The sequence below is a fragment of the Streptomyces sp. NPDC048560 genome, from assembly GCF_040650955.1.
In the GTDB taxonomy this organism is placed as follows: Bacteria; Actinomycetota; Actinomycetes; order Streptomycetales; family Streptomycetaceae; genus Streptomyces.
In genome coordinates this window covers 34,200-55,318 of the sequence record NZ_JBEZIJ010000010.1, presented here as the reverse complement: position 1 = coordinate 55,318, position 21,119 = coordinate 34,200, and the positions used below count along the sequence as shown (strand labels likewise).

Sequence of the window (21,119 nt, the reverse complement as noted above, 5' to 3'; positions counted from 1 at the left end):
CACGCCCTCCCCGCCCGGGACGTGCCCCCTCACCCCCAAGGACCCGCCATCCCCACCACCTCCACGTCCCCCCGGACACCACCCACCACCACCTCGCCGGGATCTGCCGCCGCAGCCAATTCCCCCGCCAAGCGCATCCTGTCGCTGGGCGCCAGCGTCCAAAGCTCCGTCCTGCTCTGCCTGTCCGCGAAGGGAATCCTTCCCCGCGTCGATGTGGCGATCTTCGCCGACACCGGCTGGGAGCCGAAGCCCGAGCCGGTCCGCGACGACTTCGGTCTGACCGCGTGAGGGACCTCGTCGTCGACTTGTTCGCCGGGCCGGGTGGCTGGAGCCACGCTCTCCACGTCCTCGGGGTGCGGGATGTCGGTCTGGAGTGGGACGAGTGGGCGTGCAAAACCCGAGCCCGTGCTGGCCAGTTGACGATCCGTACGGATGTGGCGATGTACCCGGCGTGGCCGCTGGTCGGCCGTACCCGCGGGTTCATAGCGAGCCCGCCGTGTCAGGCATGGTCGATGGCCGGCAAGCGGCTGGGCCTGCTCGACCAGCCGCTCGTCCACCAGGCGGTCGCCGACCTCGCTGCCGGCCGGGACACCCGGGCGAAGCTGCTGGCCGCCTGCGCGGATCCGCGGTCTCTGCTGGCAGCCGAGCCGATGCGCTACCTCCATGCCCTGCACCAGGCGGGCGAGCCCGAGTGGATCGCGATGGAGGAAGTACCCGACGTCCTGCCGCTGTGGCGGCAGTACGCCGTGATCCTGCGTACATGGGGATTCTCCGTCTGGACCGGGATCCTCAATGCCGCTGACTACGGCGTGCCGCAGACCCGGCGGCGGGCGATCCTGCTCGCGTCCCGGTCCCGTACGGCCGAGCCCCCGCCCCCGACCCACGCCCAGACGGCCGAGCCGGAAAGCCTGTTCGGGCCGGGCCGCGAGCAGTGGGTGTCCATGGCCGAGGCCCTCGGCTGGGGCGCCACCGACCGGCCGGTCCCCACCGTCTGCGCCGGCGGAGGCCCCGGCGGCGGCCCCGAGCCCTTCCCATCCGGAGCCCGCAAGACCCTCACCGACGCCCGCGACCGCGGTACGTGGAAGCCGCCCAGCCCGCGCTCCGCCCTCCGCCGTACACGCAGCCGCCCCTCCCCGGCAGGAACCCCTGCCTGCACCTGCGGGAACCACCCCTGGGCTTGGTCGCTGCGCAGCAACAACCAAGCCAACGCCACCATCCGTTCGGTCGAGGAGCCAGCCGGGACGCTGTTCTTCGGTCATCGTGCGAACGAGTGCATGTGGGTCGCCGAACCCTCGGCTGCCCCGCCTGCCGGGCAGGAACCGGCGCCTGATCCGATCCGGATAACCGCCGCCGAGGCCGGCGCCCTGCAGACCTTCCCAGCGAACTATCCGTGGGCCGGTACGAAGGGGCAGCAGTTCTCCCAGATAGGCAACGCGGTGCCCCCGCTCCTGGCGGCCCACCTTCTGGCTCCGCATCTCGGCACGACCCTCAACCGGTCCGACTTCATCCTGGCGGCCTGATGGCCAACAACCGTCTTCCGGAACCGGACTTCACCCTGGGCGACATCCCCACCAGCCCGGCCGTCCACTACGCCGAACAAGCCCTGCTGGGCGCCCTCCTCCTCGACCCGCACCGGGTGAAGGCGATCGGCCCGCTCGATCCCTCCCAGTTCTCCTCAGCCAGGCACCGCGCCTTGTACGCGGCGTTGGCCTCGCTAACGCCGCCAGCCCCGTCACTCCACGCGAAGGAGCCGGTCTGGATCAACGCCGTCCACGCCCACGCACTCCCGCATGCCCGCGGCCTGGCCCTGTCCTACCTCCACACCCTGGCCGCAGCCTGCCCCCAGCCCGCGAACGCCCCCTCGTACGCGCGGATGGTACGGGCCGACCACGCTCGGCGAACCCTCCAAGCCCACGCCGAACCCCTCATCCAGGCAGCCACCGACACCGCGCTTCCGGACCCAGCCGCAGTGACCCTGACCCGGGCCGACTCCCTCGCATCCCTCCTCGACCGCCTGGCCGCAGCCTTCCCGTCCCACCCGGGCTCACTCCCCCGCACCCCACCCCCGCCACCGCCCGCCCGCGATACCGGCCCTGACGTGACGAGCGAAGAGCAGCTACTGCTGTCGACGGCCGCCGCGTACCCGACCGCACTGGCGTCGATGCGGTGGCTGCGCCCGGAAGACTTCGCCATCCCCCTACACGGAGCCCTGTACCGGTGCCTGACCTCGCTCACCGCCCGCGGGGATCCGGTCGACGAGGTGACCGTGCTCTGGGAGGCCCAGCAGCACGGCCTACTCACACAGGCATTCACCGCGCAAGACGCCCTGGACATGCTCGCCGCATCGGCCGGAGCCCCCGAGCACTGGGGCGAACAGATCCTGCGGCGCTCCCTCCTCCACCACGCCCACACCGCCGGCCTGCACATACAGGCCTTCACCCACGACCTGTCGAACTCCCCACACCAGCTGATCACCGGCAGCCGCCGCGCGCTCGCCGACCTCACCGCCCTCCGGGCCCGCTGGCACCACGCCACCGACCAACCACCCACCGAACGCCCCCGCCCACGGCCGGCCCCCGCGTCCCGGGCCGGGCCACCCACCACAACCCGCGCCACCCGTGCCCCCAGCGTGTCAGCACGGTCCTCCCGATAAGCCCCGACCGGGTCCGGCCGGCCATCTGCCGGCCGGACCCGAGAAGCGAGCCCCATGCCAAGCCCCTCACCTGTCCACGTCCGCCTGGCGCTCCATCCCGACCACGGCACCGCCGTGATCGCCACCATCACCGGCAACCCCCACTACCTCGCGCGCGCCGCCCTCGCCATCCATGGGTTCCGCTCGACCAGCGACACGACCATGGTTCTTGCACGCATCGACCACGACGCACCCCACTACGCCGACAAAGCCGCCCAGGCGCTCCGCGAAGACGGCACCAGCGTGGACGTCGATCCCGCGCTGCAGGAAGAGATCGACACTGAGTGGACGTACGGCAACTACCCCATGCACTGGCTGACCCGGGAAGAGATCCGCGAAGTCAGCGCCGACGCCCAGGCCATCCACGATGCCATCGCCGCCGGCAGCCTGGTCATCCATATGCACGCCCACGACGGCTGGACCAACGTGGCAGTCGGTACCTACCGAGGGGGCAAAAGCATCCACCTGCACGGCGAGGACTACCTACGTCAAGAGACCATGATCTTCGACTCCGAGACCGAGGCCATAGCTGACTTCCTCCGTCATCACCCCGTCGCAGCACGGCCGGGACCCGCACCGCCGACAGACATCGAGCGCGCCGCAGCCGCAGTCCTCGCCGTACCCCGCGCCGACAGGCCGGCACCGACCACGTTCGACCCTCCGGCCGAGCAGGTCTCACAGAGCGTTCCCTCGTACGCCGCCGACCCCGGCGACCACGAAGCACTCCTCCGCGACTTCTTCACCAAGCACCAGGAGTGGGAGAAGTGGCGCCCCCACGATGAGACCACCATCGCCAGCCACGAATCCCTGGCCCTGCGCGTGGAGTTCCTCCATGAAGCGCTTCGCGGCGACGACGCCTGGACGATCGCCGCCTACGAGTCCCCCGTCGGAGAGCGCCTCTGGCACGCCACCGCCACCCCCACGACACCCGTCGAGATCATGCGCGTCCTGCTCGACGCCCTCAGTGCCGAAAACGCCTGGGGCCCGAGCACGGACAACCCGGTGGGGCAGGCAGACCTCGCATACGCCTCGCGCCCGCTGGATGATGTCGGCTGGCCCGTAAAGGTCGGACCCCGGCTCATCGACTGGACCGCCCCCAACGCCGACAACAGGGCGGTCGGGCTGCGTTTCGACAGCTCCGTCAAGCAGGGGAGCCTCCTGCCGGCCTGGACCGTCTGGGGCGGCAACACCGCGGACAGTCCCCACTGGGCCATCCACCTCTCGACGCACGCCCCCAAGGCGCTCATCCAGGACATCACCTTCGAGCTCGCCCACGGCCAGGTCCACCGTCAGCCTCACCGCGCAGCCACAACCGCACCCCGTCCGACAGCAGGACCCGCCGTGGCCCTGCCCCCAGCATCGGCGCCCCGACCCGCGTACAGACGATGAGCTCCCCATCACCCGAACCACGCAGCCGGATTCCACCGACCCGGCGGACAGCCCGCGGGTCCTGACACAGTGACCGGTGATTCCCTCCCCTGGTGTCAACTGGTGGCCGGACGCGTGATCCGGAGGTATTCCAGAAATGGCTGACTCCATCCGCTGCGGCCCGGGGGCGCGCACCACGTGTGCCTCTGCGCCGTCTCAATTCCACGGCCTCTCTCAGAGCGGCGTTGTCAGACCTCACCGATACCCTTCGAGCCGTCAGGTTCGTTACTCCATAAGGGAGGTGGGCCAGTTGATCGAGCGTGATCCACGCCGGTTCTTCAACCAGGACCAGCGCAGTGTTCTGTACGACCGTGCCGAGGGTCGGTGCCAGAAGTGCGCCGTCGCGCTGTCGGATGGATGGCACGCCGATCACAAGATCCCATGGTCCGCCGGAGGGCCGACCACTCTCGAAAACGGCCAGGCGCTGTGCAACGTCTGTAACAACTCGAAGAGGACTGACATGCACTTCTCGGATGACTTCGCCCCGCGTCCCTTCCAGCGCGAGGTGATGTTCCGCGTCATCGAACGCATCCACGAGCGTCAGCAGTGCACAGTCGTTCTGGCGGCCCCCGGCTCGGGCAAGACCCTCACCTATCAGGCCCTGGCGACGAACCTCCTCCGCGAGGGCCTGATCGACTACGTCGCCGTCTTCGTCCCGCGAACAGCGCTGGCCGAGCAGTGCGAGACCGGCTGGATGGTTCTGGACTCGAACAAGAACATCCAAGGTATGTGCAACCTCTTCGACCCCATGAAGCGCCTCGGCCGCGTACGACACCGGGTCAACGAGACGCCACTGACCAGCCCGAACGAGCACGGCAGCGGGTTCGTCTCCACCTACAGCGCCCTCGTCACTAACGAGGAGATCTTCATGCTGTGGGCCCGACGCAACGAGGGCCGGTTCCTCTTGGTTGCCGACGAGGCGCAGTTTTGCGGCGCCGCGGGCGACAAGGAGGACGGGGGTACCAAGGCCGGCGCCCTCATCGAGAAGCTGAACGAGTATGCCCGGCACACCCTCCTGCTGACGGGCACGCCGTACCGGGCCGACAACCAGAAGCTCATCCTCGCCGACTACGAGCCGGACCCGTCCAACCCGAAGAAGATGAACCTGGTCTGCCACGCAGAGGCCCGGTACTCCGATGGCGTGGCCGAGGGCTACCTGCGGACCTTCGAGCTGCACCTGACCGACGCCCGCATCTCGAAGCGCACGCTCGGCGACCCCGATACCGGAAGCGGCGACTCGCTCCTGGAGTACAACCTGTCCGACGACGGCGACGACCTGGCCCCGGCGCTGCGGGACGAGAAGGTCTGGAAGCCGCTGGTGGACCGCGTCGTGGTGAAGGTCCGCGACAAGCAGAAGTTCAACAAGTCCTTCCGGGGCCTTATCTCCTGCATGCAGCAGTCCGACGCCAAGAAGGTGCAGAAGTACCTCCAGCAGCAGTACCCGGACCTCCGCGTCGGGATCGCGGTCTCGGCCGACACGGACGCCCCACAGTCCTTGGCCGACTTCAAGGTCAAGCCCATGGACATCCTCGTCACGGTTCGCATGGCCTTCATCGGCTACGACTGCCCGCAGATCACGGTCGTCGGCATCCTGACCCACTACCGGGACGGCGGCCACCTCATGCAGCTTGTCGGCCGCGGCCTGAGGGTGTGGAAGGAGATGCCGGCGAGGAACCAGTCCTGCGTCATCGTCGCCCCCGACGACCCGAAGATGCAGGGGTTCCTGTCGTTGCTCCGCGAAGAGCAGGAACAGGGACTCAAGTTGATCGACGAGCGCGAAACACCGGAGCCGGGCGAAGAGCCGATCGAACCCGTCCAGCCGATGCTGTCCTTCGTCGAGTCCGCAGTCGCCACGACAACGAAGGCCGCCAGCAACGAGGTCGACGTTGACGCGGACGAGCTGCTCCTGATCGAGGGCTTCAAGGTCATGGCCGACTCGGGCGAGGACGCATCCAAGATCAAGAAGATCCTGGAGATGGCAGGCATCCAAGTTCAGCAAGCTCCGCCAGCGGTACCCGCCCCGCGCACCGAATCGACCGCGCCGGAGACTCCCAAGACAGAGCGGAAGCAGATCGGCGACATCAACGCAAAGGTGGCGGAGACCATCCGCAGCAACCTGTACGCGCGCGGCGTGAAGCCCGATGCCCCCGGCTACCAGGACGCAGTGACCAGGGTGACGGCAAAGGTGAACGAGTCAGCGGGCTACAACGCCTCGCAGGCCAATACCGTAGACAAGGCCAACAGCCGGCTCCGCGCCGCACTGGCCCTCAGGCAGGAGAAAGTATGAGCGTCCGTGTCGAATCGAACAGTTACCTCACTGAGGAGCAACAGCAGGTTTACCAGCTCCGGGAGTCCCTGGAACGCAACGGCGGCAACCCGGTTGGTTTCCTTGAACTCCTCGCCGCCGTAGTCACCGACGGGACGTGGCTCAAGGTCCCCTCCGGCGTCAACCAGGAAGAACCCTTCGTCAGCTTCACCGACTTCATTGAAGCCAAGCCGCCCTTCGGGCTGGGCGCGAGTGTCGAGAACGTTCGGATCCTCCTCCAGATCCGTCACCCCCACGAGGGTGTGCCGCGCATCCGCGAGCAGATGGACATGATGCGGGCAGCGGTCCGGGAACTCATCGGATCGGACCCTTCCGAGTTGAACGCTCGTCGATTTGAACAGGAAGCCCTCTGGGGTGATCCTTCCCATGATCCCGACATCACTGATTCGGCCGAGGAGCCGGATCTCGACCCGTCCAACCCCATCGACCGGGACGCAGCCGAGCTGCGGTCAGTAGGCAAGTCCGGCGGCTGGATTTGGGCGTTGAAGGTTGCCCGGAACGTCGAAGTCGGACAGCCCGACCGCCCCGCCCAGGATGTGGATATGGGGTGCGCGCCCCATATCCACAAGGTGGCCGCACGAGAGTTCGCCCGGCGTATCGGGTGGGATCACAAGCGCGTCATGCGGTACTACCGGGCGTGGGAGCGGGGGATCGAGAAGTACGACCTCCCCTCCTTCGACCGGCTCCAGCCCGGCGTGGAGGTACCGTTGCCACCAGCCTCCACATGGACGGAGTGCTTCACGCCCGGTCGCGTCAGCCCGGACCGCGCCGAAGCCCTGATCGCCGGGGCGCACGAAGCGGGTCTCAGCGTGCGTGAGGTGATCTATGCTGCGAAGAGTCCCGGGGCGATGAAGGCCGCGATCCTCTCCGACGAAAGCACCGCTGAGGCTGCGCGCACCGCCCTCCTGGAGCGCGCACGTGAGGACGGCGAGCTGCGCACGACCCTTGCCCGGACCATTGCACATGACCCAGTGTTCCGTAAGGAAACGGCGGTCGAGTCCCGGAAGGCTGAACGCGCCGATTACGTGCGCCAGATCGCCGATCAAGGGAAGGCTCGCACGCCCGCCGGCCAGGCTCTCGAACTCTCCAAGGAGGCAAGGGAGGAGACCGCGGAACTCGTGGCCGTCGTGGACGACCCGCAGGCGACTCCTGAGGTTGTCGCAGAGGCGTACGAACGCGTTCAGCAGCTTATCGTCGAGGCTGTGGAAGCGGACCCGAAGGTTCAGGCAGCCGAACACCGGGCGCGGATCCACAAGGTTCTGGCGAGCACCGCGCGAAATATCGCCTCGGTGATCGACACCCCCTTGGCCGAGATTGCGGACGAGAAATTGATCGAAGAGGTCTCCGCCCTACAGACGTCGGTAGAGGCCCTTGTCGCTCTGCTGTCACCGCAGAAGGGCAGTCATCTGCGGGTCATCGACTCCCAAGCGGTCTAGTGCGGCAGACCGTGAGGCCCCCGTCATCGAGGTGTGGCGGGGCCTCACGCCTGCGCAGCCCGACCAGCGGAGACCTACCTCGCCGTCCGCGAAGACTACCTTCCTCATCACGAGCATTGATCGGCTGCGGTTCCGGCGTAATTGTCACGTCCCCCCACCCCTAGCCGCATAGCACGGATAGGCTCCAGATCAGATGCGCAGCGCCTCCATCAGCTCGCCGCGCAAAATCTCGGGGTGGGGAGCGACGTGCAGCTGTCGAGGGTTCGTATCAAGAACTTCAGGAACTTCCGCGACCTAACAATCGCCCCGTTCCCCACACCTACAGTCATCGTCGGCTTGAACGGCGTCGGTAAGAGCAACCTGCTACATGCACTCCGACTGGTCCTCGACCCCGACCTTCCGAACCGGGCACGTGGGCTGCAAGCTGACGATATCCACGACGGGACTTCACTGCAGCAAGGCGCGATTGTCACAGTCGAGGTCGACCTCACCGGGTTCGACGATGACCCAGATGCACAAGGCACCTTCGACGGCGCACTCATCAGCCTGGAGGGACAGCCACGTGTTGCCCGCCTGACTTACTCCTTCGAACCCAAGGTTCCAGTCTCCGCCCTTGGCCGACCGATTACCGTCGACGACTACGCCTACGACATCTTCGGTGGAGACGACCGTGGTCAGAGCATGCGGCATGCGATGGACGTCGTCCCTTTGACCGTCCTCCACGCCCTACGTGACGCGGAGGGCGATTTCAGGCGAGCCGACAGAAGCCCCCTCACCCGACTCCTCCGTGATCGGATGCCGGCCGAGGAAGTCATCCAGGCAACGCTGGCAGCCTTGAAGGCAGCGCGAAGCCAGTTGAACAGTGATGCAAACGTCCAGCTCCTCGTCTCCGATCTGAAGAGTCGCCTGGAATCCATGGCCGGCACCCAGCTGTCCCTGGTTCCGTCGCTCGATTTCGCAGGCCGGGAGGAGGACCTCATCCGCAGCGTCCAGCTACTCACCGACATAGCAGCGACTCGTGGAATCGACCGAACTTCCACCGGCACCGCGAACGTTGTCTACCTGGCACTGCTCCTTGAACATCTGCGACTTCGTCGCGCTGCGAGTCATGGCGAAGACACCCTCCTTGCCGTTGAAGAACCGGAAGCGCATCTGCACCCGTCTCTGCAGCGAAAGGTGTTCGCCCACCTCCTGCGTGAACCCAACCGCCTGCTGCTTACGACCCACAGCCCGCACATCGTTGCGGTGGCCCCGTTGTCGAGCATCGTGCTGGCCGACAGCCACGATGGCCACACCACTGCCTCTGTAGTCCCGCCCGGCCTCATCAGTCCCGAAGTGACCTTGGACCTTGAGCGCTACCTCAATGTCACCCGAGCCGAAATCCTCTTCGCTCGCGAGGTGGTCTTCGTTGAGGGGGCAGCCGACGCCTACCTTCTGCCAGCGCTGGCAGAGGCCGCAGAATTCCACTTCGACGACTACGGCATAGTCGTTTCGAGCGTCGAAGGCACCGACTTCGCGCCGTATGCAACCTTGCTTGGTCCAAAGGCATTCAACCGGCGGCACTGGGTGCTGACCGATGGCGACGCGGCCAACGTGGAGCCGACCGTCAATGGCGTAGAGCGGACCGCGAGCAAGGAGCCTGGCCTGTGGCGGGCCAAGCAGCTGGCCGAACTTGCAGGCCTGAAGTCCCTCACTGCCGACCTCGCGAAGGGTATTGAGGCTGTCGCTGAGGCCGACCTGCCCGAGACTGGGTCGCGTCCGAATCGGAGTCCGCTGATCGAGTCAGCCCGGGATGCGCGGATCTACGTGGGAGAACACACCCTCGAAGTAGACATCTCCCGGCTTCTCAGTAAGGAACTGACAGCTACCTACCAGGCCTTCCGCACTCGGCGCGACTCGCGCGAAGGATTCGCGGAACTCCTTGCACTAGTCACAGATGGTGGGGCCACCCAGCAACAGCAGACCGAGTTCGTCGCCAAGATCGAGCGCATTGGAAAGGGCAGATTCGCCCAACGGCTTGCGACGCTCGTCGCTGATTTGGACCTGCCCGGCCGGCTCTCGGAAATCGGATCCAGCCCTGCCAATGGGACTTACAGCCGCGCCGAGCTCGGCGGTATCCGGGGGGCGGGCTCGATTCTTGCATTGCTGGAAGACCTCAGCCAGACCGTACGAGGAACACCCCTGCTCTCACCTGTCCCGCCCACGACCGGAGCAAGCGACGGCAAGGGACACGTCAAGTGACCGGTCCAACCCCCGTGCTACCCGAAACCGCGCCTGCCCTTGTTCCACCCACCCTGGCGGCCGAGCTCTCGCAACTTCACCCTGCCCAGCGCGAAGCAGCCATGCATACCGGCAACCTGACAGTTCTGGCGGGCCCTGGAGCCGGAAAGACCCGGACACTCGTGGCCCGCATTGCGTTTCTGCTAGCCACCACCAGCCCCCGCAGGGGGGTCGCCGCCCTCACGTACACCGAAGCTGCCGCAGCGGAGACAACGAGGCGCCTCCATCGTCTCGGGATGCGCCCGGGCCGTCGACTCAGCAGCTCCACCGTTCACGCCTTCTGTCTGCAAGGCATCCTGCGTCCCTACGCCCACCTCATCGGCGAGGGCTTCAAGCGCGACTCCACGACCGTCGCCGCCGACGACACCTGCAGATCGCTGTGGAGCCAGGCGGCACACGAGTGCGGACTGGGCAATCCAACATCGCGGGATCGCACCACTCTTGAACGACTTCGACGCGTCCTATATGCGGGCGAATCCGCTGACAGTTTTCACGCCACCTACAAGAGCGTCGTCCTCCGATATGAGGAGCTACTCCTCCAAGGCGATCTGATCGACTTCGAGGCCATGCCCGGCCGGGCACTCGCCTTGCTGCGGAAGAGCAGGACCGCGCGGGAGCAGATCGTCGCGCGCTACCCACACATTGTGATCGATGAGTACCAAGACCTCGGGCCGGTTCTTCACGGGATCGTCGAAGTGCTACTGGACGCCGGCGCCTCCGTTACAGCGGTCGGCGACCCCGACCAGGTCCTCTACGCCTATCAAGGCGCCAGTGCCCGCTACCTCCAAGAACTTTGGAATCGCCCTGACTTCCACAGGGTCCGCCTCACCCTGAACTACCGCAGCGGCAGCGCACTGATCAATGCCAGCCGCGCTGTCCTGGGAAAGGACCGCGGCTACCAGGCTGCACCCGAACGCGCTGACACAGGGACCGTGACGATCAAGCACGCTGAGGGAAACCTCGACCGCCACGCCGCCATGGCGATCGAGGCCATACGCGGGCAACTCGCTAAAGGCCTAACCCATGAGAGCATCGCAATCCTCTACCGCGCCCAAGGCCCGGTACTCGACGCCCTCACCCAGGCTCTGGACGCCGCCCGCATCCCCTACGACCGTGAGAGGAATCGACGGCGACCGTCCGGCCCCCTCGCCGAGCTCCTGGCGTTGTGCACGGCACGGTCTCTAGCCGGCCCCCTCGGCTCCGCCAACCGCCCCAACACAGGAACCGTTCGGGCGCTGCCCCTTCGGGAGCTTGCTTCGGTTTGGCAGCGACAGCTACAGCTCGCCGACCTCGCACACCCCAACACCACGCGCCGTGTGCTCGCCCAACAGCTCGCCACGGTCCTGGACGCCACCCCGCGCCTAGAACCCGGCGACGACGCAAGGAGCTTCCTGCGAGAGCTGACCTTGGCGATGGACACAGCGGTGTTGGCGAACGCCAGCCCCGACCCGCGAGACCGCGACACAGCCAACGAATTGAACGCCCTCCAGGAAACCCCGCTCACCATGGCAGAGTTGGCCGGCGGCCAAATCCCTGGACACATCGCCGTAACCACCTACCATTCCGCGAAAGGCCGAGAGTTCTCAGCAGTGGTCCTCCCCGGCTTGGTCGAGGGGCTCGTTCCGTCGTACTTTCACAACCAGCCCCCCAAGCCAAGCGTGGTCGCCGCAGCACGTCGCGAGTTCTACGTCGCCATCACGCGCGCCAAGGACGAGGCTGTGCTCATCACTGGCGACCACTACACGGTGCCCGCAAACCGGTACTACGCGGAGCGGAAGCAGTCTTCACGACGCACGAGATTCGTGGATGAGATCGAGCAAGGACTCCTGTGAGAGCAGTGCCACAGCTCGGATTCTGAGGCGCCTCGAACCCAGCAATCGGGTGCCTCACGCGAGATGTGTCGCGGGTTGCATGACCCAGAAATCAGCACCAGGGGATTCCGGAGGCGGCGCACGATAGCACCTGATCCCCGGTCAGCCAAACCGGAGAATCGCCGGATCATTAGAAATCCACCGCCACCCATGCCCGAACCGTCGAGAGGCACCATCACGAACCCAGTCGCCCGGCCCGCACCAATCTCCTTCAAGGCACGTCGCCAGACTTCGGACACCGGGCCATCACGCCAGGGCGTAGCTCTCCCGGAAGTATCCGGCTGCGCGCTCCAGGTCCCGCTCGGTCTGGAGCGTCAGTTCCAGGTCGCCGGTGCCGTGGTGGCCGAGCCCCGTCACGTCACGCGCGAAGCCGGGCACGAGGTCGACCGTCGCCGGGTCGGCCTTCAGGTAGACCAGCAGCTTGGTCTTCTTCGGCGGGACCAGGCACGCGTAGTTCTGCATACGCCGGTACGCGGTGTAGGTCTGGTTCGAGACCTTCGTGAGGTCCTCACCGAGCCCGAGCAGCACCTCGTCGACCGCCGTGGCCAGCTCCGCCATGGCCCCAGCCTCCGTCCCGGTCCGCTGCGCCTTCGCGGTACCCCGACTCCGGCTCCCGGCCTTCGGCGCCGCGGCACGGCCGGCGAAGGAGGCCACCGTCTCAAGGCCGACGTACTCGCTGCCGAAGTACCGGTAGCGGACCAGGTCAATGGCGTGCCGGTGCTCGCGGACGGCGTGGATGTCGTAGCGGGTGAAGTCGCCGGCCACGCAGATCAGCCTCGGTGCGCTCCACAGCACCTGGGCCGCGGCGTGGGCCCCGAGCCGGTCGCGGACCAGGTGCCGGAACGTGTCCCGGTGATCGAGCAGCCAGGCCATGTAGAAGAGGCCCTGGTTTATGACTCCCGCGTCGGTTCCGCGCTTGTACTCGACGATCACCGGTGCGCCGTTCTCGTCGATGCCCAACGAGTCGATCCGGCCGCCGTGAACCGGTCCGGTGCTGTACTCGCTCGCCAGGAACCGGACCCCGAGCATGGTCTGCATGTGCCCCTCGACGAGGTCCTGCACATCGGCTTCGACCTCAGCCAGACGCGGCGCAACCTCGGTCACGCCGCTCTTCGTGTTGAACAACTTCAGGCCCGACACCTCCCCCTCCGTACCGACCTACCGCCAACACGCAGCCGACTAGATCTATTTCCGGTATGCAGCAGGATGCTCGGGAGCCCAGCCACGACTGTCACCGTACGTAGTCGGACCCAAGTCCGTGACCCCGGCCGGGTGGGAGCCTCGCCGAGTACGACGGGCGCGAAAAAGCCGCCTCCCGCACCAGGACTTCACCCTGGTGCGGAAGGCGGCTTTCTCATGATGACGACCCATCAGAAAAAACGCCGGGCGTGCGTCAAACGTGCGTCACGAGCGTCAAATCTGCGTCAAGATATCGCCCACAACGCACACAGCGCACATAACGCACACTGCCCGAACCTGCAGGTCAGAGGCCCTTTCCAACGGGCTCAAGGATCGCGACGCACTCGACATGATGGGTCATCGACATCAAGTCGAGCACCACGTTCGTCAATAGGATCTCCGACATCCTTACACCCGAGGTCACGCCCCAACCTGGCATGAGACCGGCATGTCCTCACAGGTTCAAGCCCTGCGGGGCAAGACCGGATGTGCCTTCGAAGGGTGGCCATGCGCGTCACCACTGATGCGCGGCCGACTGCGACTGCGGGAAGTACGAGGCAAGGAGGTCAGCAGCCTCCTCCCAGGGAAATCACGCCCCTCTCAGGTCAGCAGTTGATCGCTTTCCTGTTCCACCAGATGGTGCTGCTGCCTTCGTACCACCAGTACGCGCCGAGGTCTTTCGTTCCTGCCGGCAAGGCTCCGCGGAAACGGACCGAGGGTGTGGAGCCGGCGTAGAACGAGCGGTTCCACTCGAAGATCGGGCTCAGCCCGATGCGTCCCCCGTTGGCGCGGAAGTAGACCAGGCGGGTCTTCCAGCCCCAGGCGGTGATGGGAATCAGAAACTTCGTGCTGGCTCCGGTGGCGCAGTTCACGTCGTAGATCGACACAGTGCCCGTCTGGGACAGGAGCGTGATCGGTGGTGCGGGTACCTCTTCCACGTCGCCTGCGACCAGCTGCACGTCGAGCCCCTCCAGGGGCGCGGCGGTGAGCAGGTCGCTGATGGCAAGGTCGTCCGTCGTGGACATCCCCGACCTCCTTGGTTGCCTGTCTGTCCGGCCGATGACGACTAGCCGGTGCCCAACCGCGGGCGGGTGAGACGCGGGAAACCGGCTGCGCGCGGCGTGCAGCCCCGCCCCTGGCCGCTGTCAGCGCCCTGCTTGAGCTCATGAACCCGGCCGACGGGGTGCACACCATGCGGCCCCTTGCATGACGGAGTTCGTGGCGGGTACGCAGGTACCGCAGCGAGAGCGCCCTTCGCACGGACTGCACGGTGAGCGTGCCAGCCCTCTGTATGTAGCGTCCTCCCCCGACGACCACGACGCCACCCAGACACCGTCGTACCTAGGGGTGTGATGACGGACCGACCCATACGCGGAGGCGCCGCTGCTAGCGCGCGGAGCGTGGCGCGGGGGCCTCCCGTCCCCGTCGGCCGCCGCCCCGCGCCATACCCAACCCCAGCCCCGTGGGCACTACCTTCGTAGCTCCTGGCGGCTGCGGGTCGGCACAGCATTGATCCTGCGGTTCGTGCGTGGGGGCCCGTCAGCTGCTCGTAGGCGCAGCGAGATCCACCCGAGTGATCCTGAAGATGGCTACTGTCCCCAAAATCGGCGAGGGGCCGCCAGTAAGAGGGTAGTCGTCCTTCGTTGCGGAATAGAGTGCGAACCCCTTCTCTGCAAGCTCCTCCAGGATGGAGGTGATACTTCGCTGCGCGTCCCGTACAGAAGAGCGTGAGAACTCGATGTCTCCCGAGATGTCGCTCCAGTCACGGAAGGATTGAACGGCGCTGTCTATGAGCTCCTGCTCCTCGTCAGTGCAGTCCTCCGGCTCGTCATGTTCCAGCCACCCAAGGCAGCCGGAGAGGTTCGGCCAGAGATCACGCCCCGTCTTCATGTGGCGAAGGATGACGACCTCGAACTCTGGCTCATCCACCGTGCCGACGTCGATAATCCTGTCGACCTGCATCCTCTTGAGCTTGCTGATCTCGTCAGCGAGCGTCTTGATACCCCACACCTCGACGGTGACATCCCGGTATCGAGGGCGAAGCTCGTTGTCGATGAACTGGTCGACCTCACCTGGCAGTGTGTCGTTTGTGAGGAAGCGCCATACCTTCACGTCGCGGTGCTCGTGGAGGCAGCCTTCCAAGTCACCGCAGATCTTCGCCTTGGTCTTGTCGATCCGCTCACCACGCGTGGCGTGCGCAGCGAAGAACACCCGAGCGTTCGGGCAGTAGCCGTCGTTCTTGGTGTCGCCCTTCGGCCCGGCCGCCCGCACGGGTTGGTAGTCACCGGGATACAGCTCCAGGCCGAGCCTGTCCATGCAGTCCTGGAAGGCACTGCCCTCGAGCCGAAGGAGCTGGCCTTCAACGAGCTTGCGCAGCGAGTTCTGATCCACGGCAGTCATTACTGCACAGTTCGTATGCCGCGGACAGCTAGATCCAGCGGATCCGTCGGGCCTTTCCGTAGCCGGTTCGCTCTGTCCAAGCGTCCGTCGGCTACCAACCGGAAACCCCGAAACGAGGTTTGGCGTAAGCATCGGAGGACAACGGTGGAAGCCCCCGCCGATGACTTCGTGACCAACCGCCCCTGGCAGGCCTCACGGTCCACAGGCACGAGGTCCCCTCCAGACGGACCACCCGGAGGTGTCCGAGCGCCGACCCCAGAAGGCGCCTTACCCTTCCTCGCGGGAACCGGTCACCGAATCCTGGTGGGTCTTCGCCGGAGAGGTCGTGGTGGGCGGAGGCCGGGCGAACTTGTTCCACGGACATGACTACGTGAGGCCGGACCCTGCACCACCTCCGCTGGATCCTGCAGCGCCGCAACGACGTCTTCGTACCGATGAAGGCGCGGTCTCCCAGGGATTGAAGCAGGTTTCCCGAGCAGATGGGGTGCGGTGGCCGACTCATGGGTGTATACGGAAATCCCTACCGCGTTTCGTCAGGGGCGCGGTGGCTGAGTTGGGGCACAGGAACGAATTTTCCGCCAGTCCGGACTGGTGAAGGAACGGAGCACGTGTGCACGTCGCGACCAGCAATGTGTGGGCCCGGCAGATCACCCTCAGCCGCAATGTGGTGCGGCAACTACTCGTGCCAGCAGGCACTTTGGATGTGGTGGAGACCGCTACCGGAATGGAGGTGGCAAGCGTCCAGGGAAGATGGCCGGCAATACGACCCGGAGGCAGAGAGCCAGAGCGGATGACGGCTGTTGTACCCACCGTCAAGACAACCGGGCGTCTGGGCTGGATCGGCGACACGGCGCTTCACTCGCCGCAGACGGTGCTGGCCTCGTTCGTCGACGGCATAGGCTTCCGCGACCACACCGAACCGCACGCGCTCCGGCGCCCCCAGATCGGTGCGATGCACTCGGTGATCGGCTACTGGGCCTCAGGGTTGACCGCCCCGGGAATCGTGGTGATGCCCACCGGGACGGGCAAAACGGAGACCATGCTCGCCCTGCTCGTGGCAGCCCGACCCGAGCGTCTGCTGGTGCTGGTGCCGACTGCGGCGCTACGTGATCAAATCGCGGCGAAGTTCGAGTCACTCGGCATCCTGCACACACACCAGATTGTCGCTCCGGGCGTGATGCGGCCCGTGGTCGGAAAGCTCCAGCACGGCTTCCACAACGCCGCCGATGCTGCGGCATTCTCCTCTGCCTGCAACGTGGTGGTCGCGACCCCGCATGCCCTTCAGGCCTGCGAGCCGGAGTCTCGCGACGTGTTCCTGGCCGCGTTCAGTCACCTGGTGGTCGACGAGGCCCATCACGCGCCGGCGCCCACCTGGTCGCGCGTAGTCGAGGCCTTCACCGACCGGCGCGTCCTACTGTTCACCGCCACTCCCTACAGAGAGGACGGGCGCCCTGTGCCCGGGCGGACGATCTTTCGGTTCCCATTGCGGGAAGCGCAAAGGGACGGATACTTCACTCCGATCAACTACCGAGCCGTACTCAGTCTGGAGGACACTGACCAAGAACTTGCGAAGCTGGCGGTAGGACAGCTACGGGAGGACCGGGACGCCGGCCTCGATCACATCGTGATGGTGCGGGCGAGGAGTATTGCGCGGGCCAAAGAGCTGGGCAATCTCTATCAGGCCCTCGCACCGGACCTGAATCCGACGATTCTGCACGAGAATGTGGCGGTCCGAGCACGGCGTGCTGCATTGACCGCTCTGGCAGATCGGTCGTCCCGGATCGTGATATGCGTCGACATGCTCGGTGAAGGCTTCGATTTGCCAGCCCTGAAGATCGCCGCGCTGCACGACGTGAAAAAGAGCCTGAGCCCGATGATCCAGTTCATCGGACGTTTCACCCGGTCCACTTCCGTGGGCTCGACGATCGGAACGGCCTCGGTGTTCGTGGCCCGTGATCCGTCGGTAGCACTGTCGCCGCTGCGTGAACTGCTGCGCGAGGACGCCGACTGGGACACGATCCTGCATGACATCACCGAACGCGCCACGGCCAGCGTGGAGGAGCTCAGCGACTTCGAGGCTTCGTTCCCCGACACGCCTGAAGAGGTGTCGGTCACGGTGCTGGAACCCAAGATGAGCGCCATCGCTCACCGAGCTCCCGATCGCACCTGGACTCCCGAACGAGCGTTGACGGTCTACGGCGAAGGCCGGGTACTGGACAGCACCATCGCGGTCAACACCACGTCCACCGTTGCCTGGTTCGTGGTGGAGAACCGAAGCGAAGTGCGCTGGGGAGCCCCGCAGGCCCTGGAGCAGGTCACCTACGAGCTGATCGTCATGTACTTCAGCCGGTCCCGAGGCCTGCTCTACATCCATGGCTCGAACAACACCGGTGACTACCGGGAACTCGCCCAGGCCGTCCTGGGAGTGGACTCCCGGCCGGTCACCGGTATGCCCACCTTCCGGGTACTGGGTCACATGGAGCGCTTGATCCCCACCAACGTGGGTCTGCTGGATTCACGGGACCACTTCAACCGGTTCTCCATGCACGTCGGAAGCGACGTATACGAAGCACTGACTACCGCCGACCGGCAGGGCAAGAGTCAGACCCACATCGCCGCCTCCGGATTCCGCAACGGCGAGAAGACCACCATCAGCGCCGCCCTGTCGGGGCGGTTCTGGTCGATGCAGACCGCCCCCAACCTCAAGGCCTGGACCGACTGGTGTGACGATCAGGGAGCCAAGCTCATCGACACCAGCATCGACCTGGCCAGCGTCATGGAAGGGTTCATCTTCCCCGAGGACCTCACCGAACGTCCCGAGGGCATTCTCATCGCTGCCGAATGGCCCTGGTCCATGTTCACCGGCAATGGGCCCGGCCCGCAGATCTCATTCGCGGGCATCACCTGCGCCGCCGTCGATGTCGCGCTGGAGGTCGCGGACCACTCCTCTACCGGCCCCTTCCGGATCCGACTCACCACACCTGCCGGGCAGATCGCCTACAGCGCCCACTTCACCGACAACGGACTGACTTACACCCCCGACGAGTTGGACGGGCGGGTCCGCTCGGGAATCCACGAGTATTCGCTTGAGGAATGGATCAATCGGAACAAGCCCACTCTGTTCCTGGCGGGCGACAAGATGATCACCGCCGAGGACAGGCTGCTCGCTCCACGCAAGAACCTCGATCCCTTCGACCGCAGACGACTCGCCACCCTCAACTGGGCCGGAGTGGACATCAAGAAGGAATCGCAGACCACTACGCGCGAACCCGACTCCATCCAGGCCTACGTCTCCGCCCACCTGCAGCAGTCGCAGGTATTCGACGTCCTCATCGACGACGACCGTGCTCGCGAAGCAGCCGACCTGGTCGGAATCAAGATCGACGGCGACGAACTCGTCGTCACCCTGGTGCACTGCAAATACTCCTCCGAGCCGACCCCTGGCGGCCGGGTGGCTGACTTGTACGAACTGTGCGGCCAAGCCGTCCGCGGAGCGAAGTGGCGGCAGAACCACCTCGGCCCGCTCCTGAACCATCTGGACCGACGCGCAAGAAACTTCCTCGCCCGAACCGGAGTCTCACCTTTCGAGGTCGGCAGCATCGAGGCGCTCTACCGAATCCGGGAAATTGCACCTCAGCTGCGGCCTCGGCTCCACACCGTACTCGCCCAGCCCGGACTGTCCGCATCTGCATGCACCGAAGAACACCTGCGGCTGCTGGCCGGCGCCGAGACCTACGTCCACGCCCTCACCCGGGGTACGTTCACCGTGTACTGCAGCGCTTGAACGGCTGTAACGGGCCTACGCCCTTGCTGCATCCGCACGAGCAGGACCGGGCAAGCCCACCGACTGCCGGTGCAGCCGCCTGCCACGCGGCGGCCCGTATCCGCGGACACCACACCCGGACTGGCTGGTCTCCGAAGCAGACCTGCCGTCCTCGACTACATCGCTGACTCCCACGGCCACAGAGCCGCCGACTCCGGGCCCGGCTGACGGAGAATTCAGGCTGGCCCGTCCAACTACCTTTTGGCCTGGTCAGCATGGGCGCAACTGTTGTACCACCAGCAGACGAGGAACCTGCTGGCGGCATCTGGCTCCGCCGGACGAGTTGCACCCCTCGCCGGGCGGAGTCGCCGGTGCGTGCGTGACAGCGTCCGGGCCCCGGGAGCTGGGGGACACCGCAGCGAGGCGGCCGTCGCCACGAGAAACCTGCCGCGCGTGGGCCTTCCCACCGCCCCTGGGCGCAGCCGAGCACCCTCACATCACCCCTCAGCCACGCCGTTATGGTCCGTGGGGAATCCATCCCCTGATGTGCGGCTTGAGTTCCTCCGACGTGGGTTCACGTGTGTGGGGCATGCCTGGAAGTCCACTCAAGGGGTCTATCGACTTTACATATTCCCTTGCCCACTCCAACCAGCTTCGGGCCGAGTCCAGTGTCGACTCGTCCACGGCGCCGTCCAACTCGCCGATACGACGCTCCAGTGCCATGCAGTACGCACTGAGAGCAGCGGATTCTTGCCACCCCCTGGCCTCTTCACGCAGCACCTGGGCAAGTTGTTCGCGAATAGCTTGTTTCTTCGCCACGTCCATGGCCGCTTCCCAACGAACTTCGCGTTCTGCCCTGGCCTGCTGTTCTTCCTGCCGGCGCCGAGTGTCCTCGACGGCTCGCGCTTCGATCTCTCCAAGAATCACGCCCAGGGCTTCTTCAAGTGTCCGGGTCTTCCGATCCCGCCATCGACCGGGCCGACCGGTCAGACCATGGGCAAGCTCCACGACGAGACGAGCGGAGCGCTCCGGATTCGTGGACTCCGGGAACTCTTGCCTGGCGGAGACGGTGTACGCAAAGCCATCGACGGTGACGTCCACTCCGCCCTCGCGCGGGAAAAAGGACGACCGTGCCGGCCGCACCTCATACCCTCGCCGTACCGCCTCAGCCGCCAGACCCTGCAACAGCAGAAGCGACCTACGGCGCAGCGCAGACGGCATTACTAACCGACGCTCGTCGTCCTTGAGCGCAGCCACCACCGGATGCAGGTATCCCAGCCGAGCGGGGACAGGAACCGGCTCCCCGCCCGCCTTCTGCCGCTGGCTCCGCGCGTTGGGATGCGGGCCCTCCGTAAGGAACAGCTCCAGCCCCGGCCCGCCATAAGGGACCTTCTCGATGCGTTTGCCCGCCGGCTCCAGGCCGTGGCGCTTCGCGTAATTGACGACGCGCCGCCACTCATCGACCTCGTCGTCATCGGGATCAGCGATCCGGACGCGCCCCTCGGCGACGAGCCGCTCGATCAGTTCCTGCGCCTTCGCCTGCCGGGCGCGTGCGATGGGCCGCTCGCTATAGGGCGACCGAGGCTTGGCTGGCTCCGCCGGCTCACCGCTGTCGGCGACCCTAGAGTCATCGTCGATCATCAGAAGCCAACGATCCCGCATCGCATCGGCCGAACGCCAGCCAGGTGACATCAAAGTTCGAGCGTCCTCGTCGACAACAGGGTGCCCGGGAAGCCTGTACTGC

General features: G+C 66.0%; 13 protein-coding genes. 9 read left to right on the top strand and 4 right to left on the bottom strand.

Annotated features, from left to right (window positions below):
- Positions 1-21: 21 nt before the first annotated feature.
- The 8 genes from AB0C82_RS25435 (at position 22) to AB0C82_RS25400 (ending at position 11,994) form a co-directional block, all read left to right on the top strand.
- Positions 22-288 (top strand): hypothetical protein, encoded by a 267-nt coding sequence (locus AB0C82_RS25435; RefSeq protein WP_362846670.1) that lies wholly within the window; start codon positions 22-24, stop codon positions 286-288.
- Positions 285-1,520 carry a DNA cytosine methyltransferase gene (locus AB0C82_RS25430; protein ID WP_362846061.1) on the top strand — a complete coding sequence of 412 codons (1,236 nt, stop codon included), beginning with the start codon at positions 285-287 and terminating at the stop codon, positions 1,518-1,520. Before AB0C82_RS25435 ends, AB0C82_RS25430 begins: the two co-directional genes overlap by 4 nt.
- Entirely contained in the window at positions 1,520-2,653 is a 1,134-nt protein-coding gene (locus AB0C82_RS25425; protein ID WP_362846059.1) for a DnaB-like helicase N-terminal domain-containing protein, read from the top strand. The genes AB0C82_RS25430 and AB0C82_RS25425 overlap by 1 nt, the downstream gene beginning before the upstream one ends.
- A gap of 54 nt (positions 2,654-2,707) precedes the next feature.
- A complete protein-coding gene (locus AB0C82_RS25420) occupies positions 2,708-4,081 on the top strand; it encodes a DUF317 domain-containing protein (RefSeq protein ID WP_362846057.1) in 1,374 nt (457 codons plus the stop codon).
- Positions 4,082-4,361: 280 nt separating this feature from the next.
- Entirely contained in the window at positions 4,362-6,407 is a 2,046-nt protein-coding gene (locus tag AB0C82_RS25415; RefSeq protein WP_362846055.1) for a DEAD/DEAH box helicase family protein, read from the top strand.
- Positions 6,404-7,882, top strand: coding sequence for a hypothetical protein (locus AB0C82_RS25410; protein ID WP_362846054.1), 1,479 nt, complete (start codon positions 6,404-6,406; stop codon positions 7,880-7,882). The genes AB0C82_RS25415 and AB0C82_RS25410 overlap by 4 nt, the downstream gene beginning before the upstream one ends.
- A 234-nt stretch (positions 7,883-8,116) precedes the next feature.
- The gene (locus tag AB0C82_RS25405) at positions 8,117-10,123 is read left to right on the top strand and encodes an AAA family ATPase (RefSeq protein WP_362846052.1); all 2,007 of its coding nucleotides are present in this window, start codon (positions 8,117-8,119) and stop codon (positions 10,121-10,123) included.
- A complete protein-coding gene (locus AB0C82_RS25400; protein ID WP_362846050.1) occupies positions 10,120-11,994 on the top strand; it encodes an ATP-dependent helicase in 1,875 nt (624 codons plus the stop codon). Before AB0C82_RS25405 ends, AB0C82_RS25400 begins: the two co-directional genes overlap by 4 nt.
- Before the next feature lie 285 nt (positions 11,995-12,279).
- Here AB0C82_RS25400 and AB0C82_RS25395 read toward each other — a convergent pair whose 3' ends face one another.
- From AB0C82_RS25395 to AB0C82_RS25385, 3 genes are all read right to left on the bottom strand, one after another.
- Positions 12,280-13,173: a DUF5655 domain-containing protein gene (locus AB0C82_RS25395; RefSeq protein WP_362846048.1), complete on the bottom strand. Its 894-nt coding sequence runs from the start codon at positions 13,171-13,173 to the stop codon at positions 12,280-12,282.
- A 644-nt stretch (positions 13,174-13,817) separates the two neighbouring features.
- Positions 13,818-14,237, bottom strand: a complete 420-nt coding sequence (locus AB0C82_RS25390; RefSeq protein WP_362846046.1) for a hypothetical protein — start codon at positions 14,235-14,237, stop codon at positions 13,818-13,820.
- A 514-nt stretch (positions 14,238-14,751) separates the two neighbouring features.
- Complete coding sequence (locus AB0C82_RS25385) at positions 14,752-15,612, bottom strand: hypothetical protein (RefSeq protein ID WP_362846044.1); 861 nt, start codon at positions 15,610-15,612, stop codon at positions 14,752-14,754.
- Between the two features lie 610 nt (positions 15,613-16,222).
- On the opposite strand from AB0C82_RS25385, the gene AB0C82_RS25380 reads away from it, so the two are divergent.
- On the top strand, positions 16,223-19,396 hold the full coding sequence (locus AB0C82_RS25380; protein ID WP_362846042.1) for a DEAD/DEAH box helicase family protein: 3,174 nt from the start codon (positions 16,223-16,225) through the stop codon (positions 19,394-19,396).
- A 495-nt stretch (positions 19,397-19,891) separates the two neighbouring features.
- Here the strand turns inward: AB0C82_RS25380 and AB0C82_RS25375 are convergent, their stop codons facing one another.
- Entirely contained in the window at positions 19,892-21,016 is a 1,125-nt protein-coding gene (locus tag AB0C82_RS25375) for a hypothetical protein (protein WP_362846040.1), read from the bottom strand.
- Positions 21,017-21,119: the final 103 nt, after the last annotated feature.

Bases quoted from the DNA above. Each gene is read 5' to 3' on its own strand.
- AB0C82_RS25425 (WP_362846059.1), top strand. From the start codon at position 1,520: ATGGCCAACAACCGTCTTCCGGAACCGGACTTCACCCTGGGCGACATC.
- AB0C82_RS25420 (WP_362846057.1), top strand. From the start codon at position 2,708: ATGCCAAGCCCCTCACCTGTCCACGTCCGCCTGGCGCTCCATCCCGAC.
- AB0C82_RS25410 (WP_362846054.1), top strand. From the start codon at position 6,404: ATGAGCGTCCGTGTCGAATCGAACAGTTACCTCACTGAGGAGCAACAG.
- AB0C82_RS25390 (WP_362846046.1), bottom strand. From the start codon at position 14,237: ATGTCCACGACGGACGACCTTGCCATCAGCGACCTGCTCACCGCCGCG.
- AB0C82_RS25385 (WP_362846044.1), bottom strand. From the start codon at position 15,612: ATGACTGCCGTGGATCAGAACTCGCTGCGCAAGCTCGTTGAAGGCCAG.
- AB0C82_RS25375 (WP_362846040.1), bottom strand. From the start codon at position 21,016: ATGATCGACGATGACTCTAGGGTCGCCGACAGCGGTGAGCCGGCGGAG.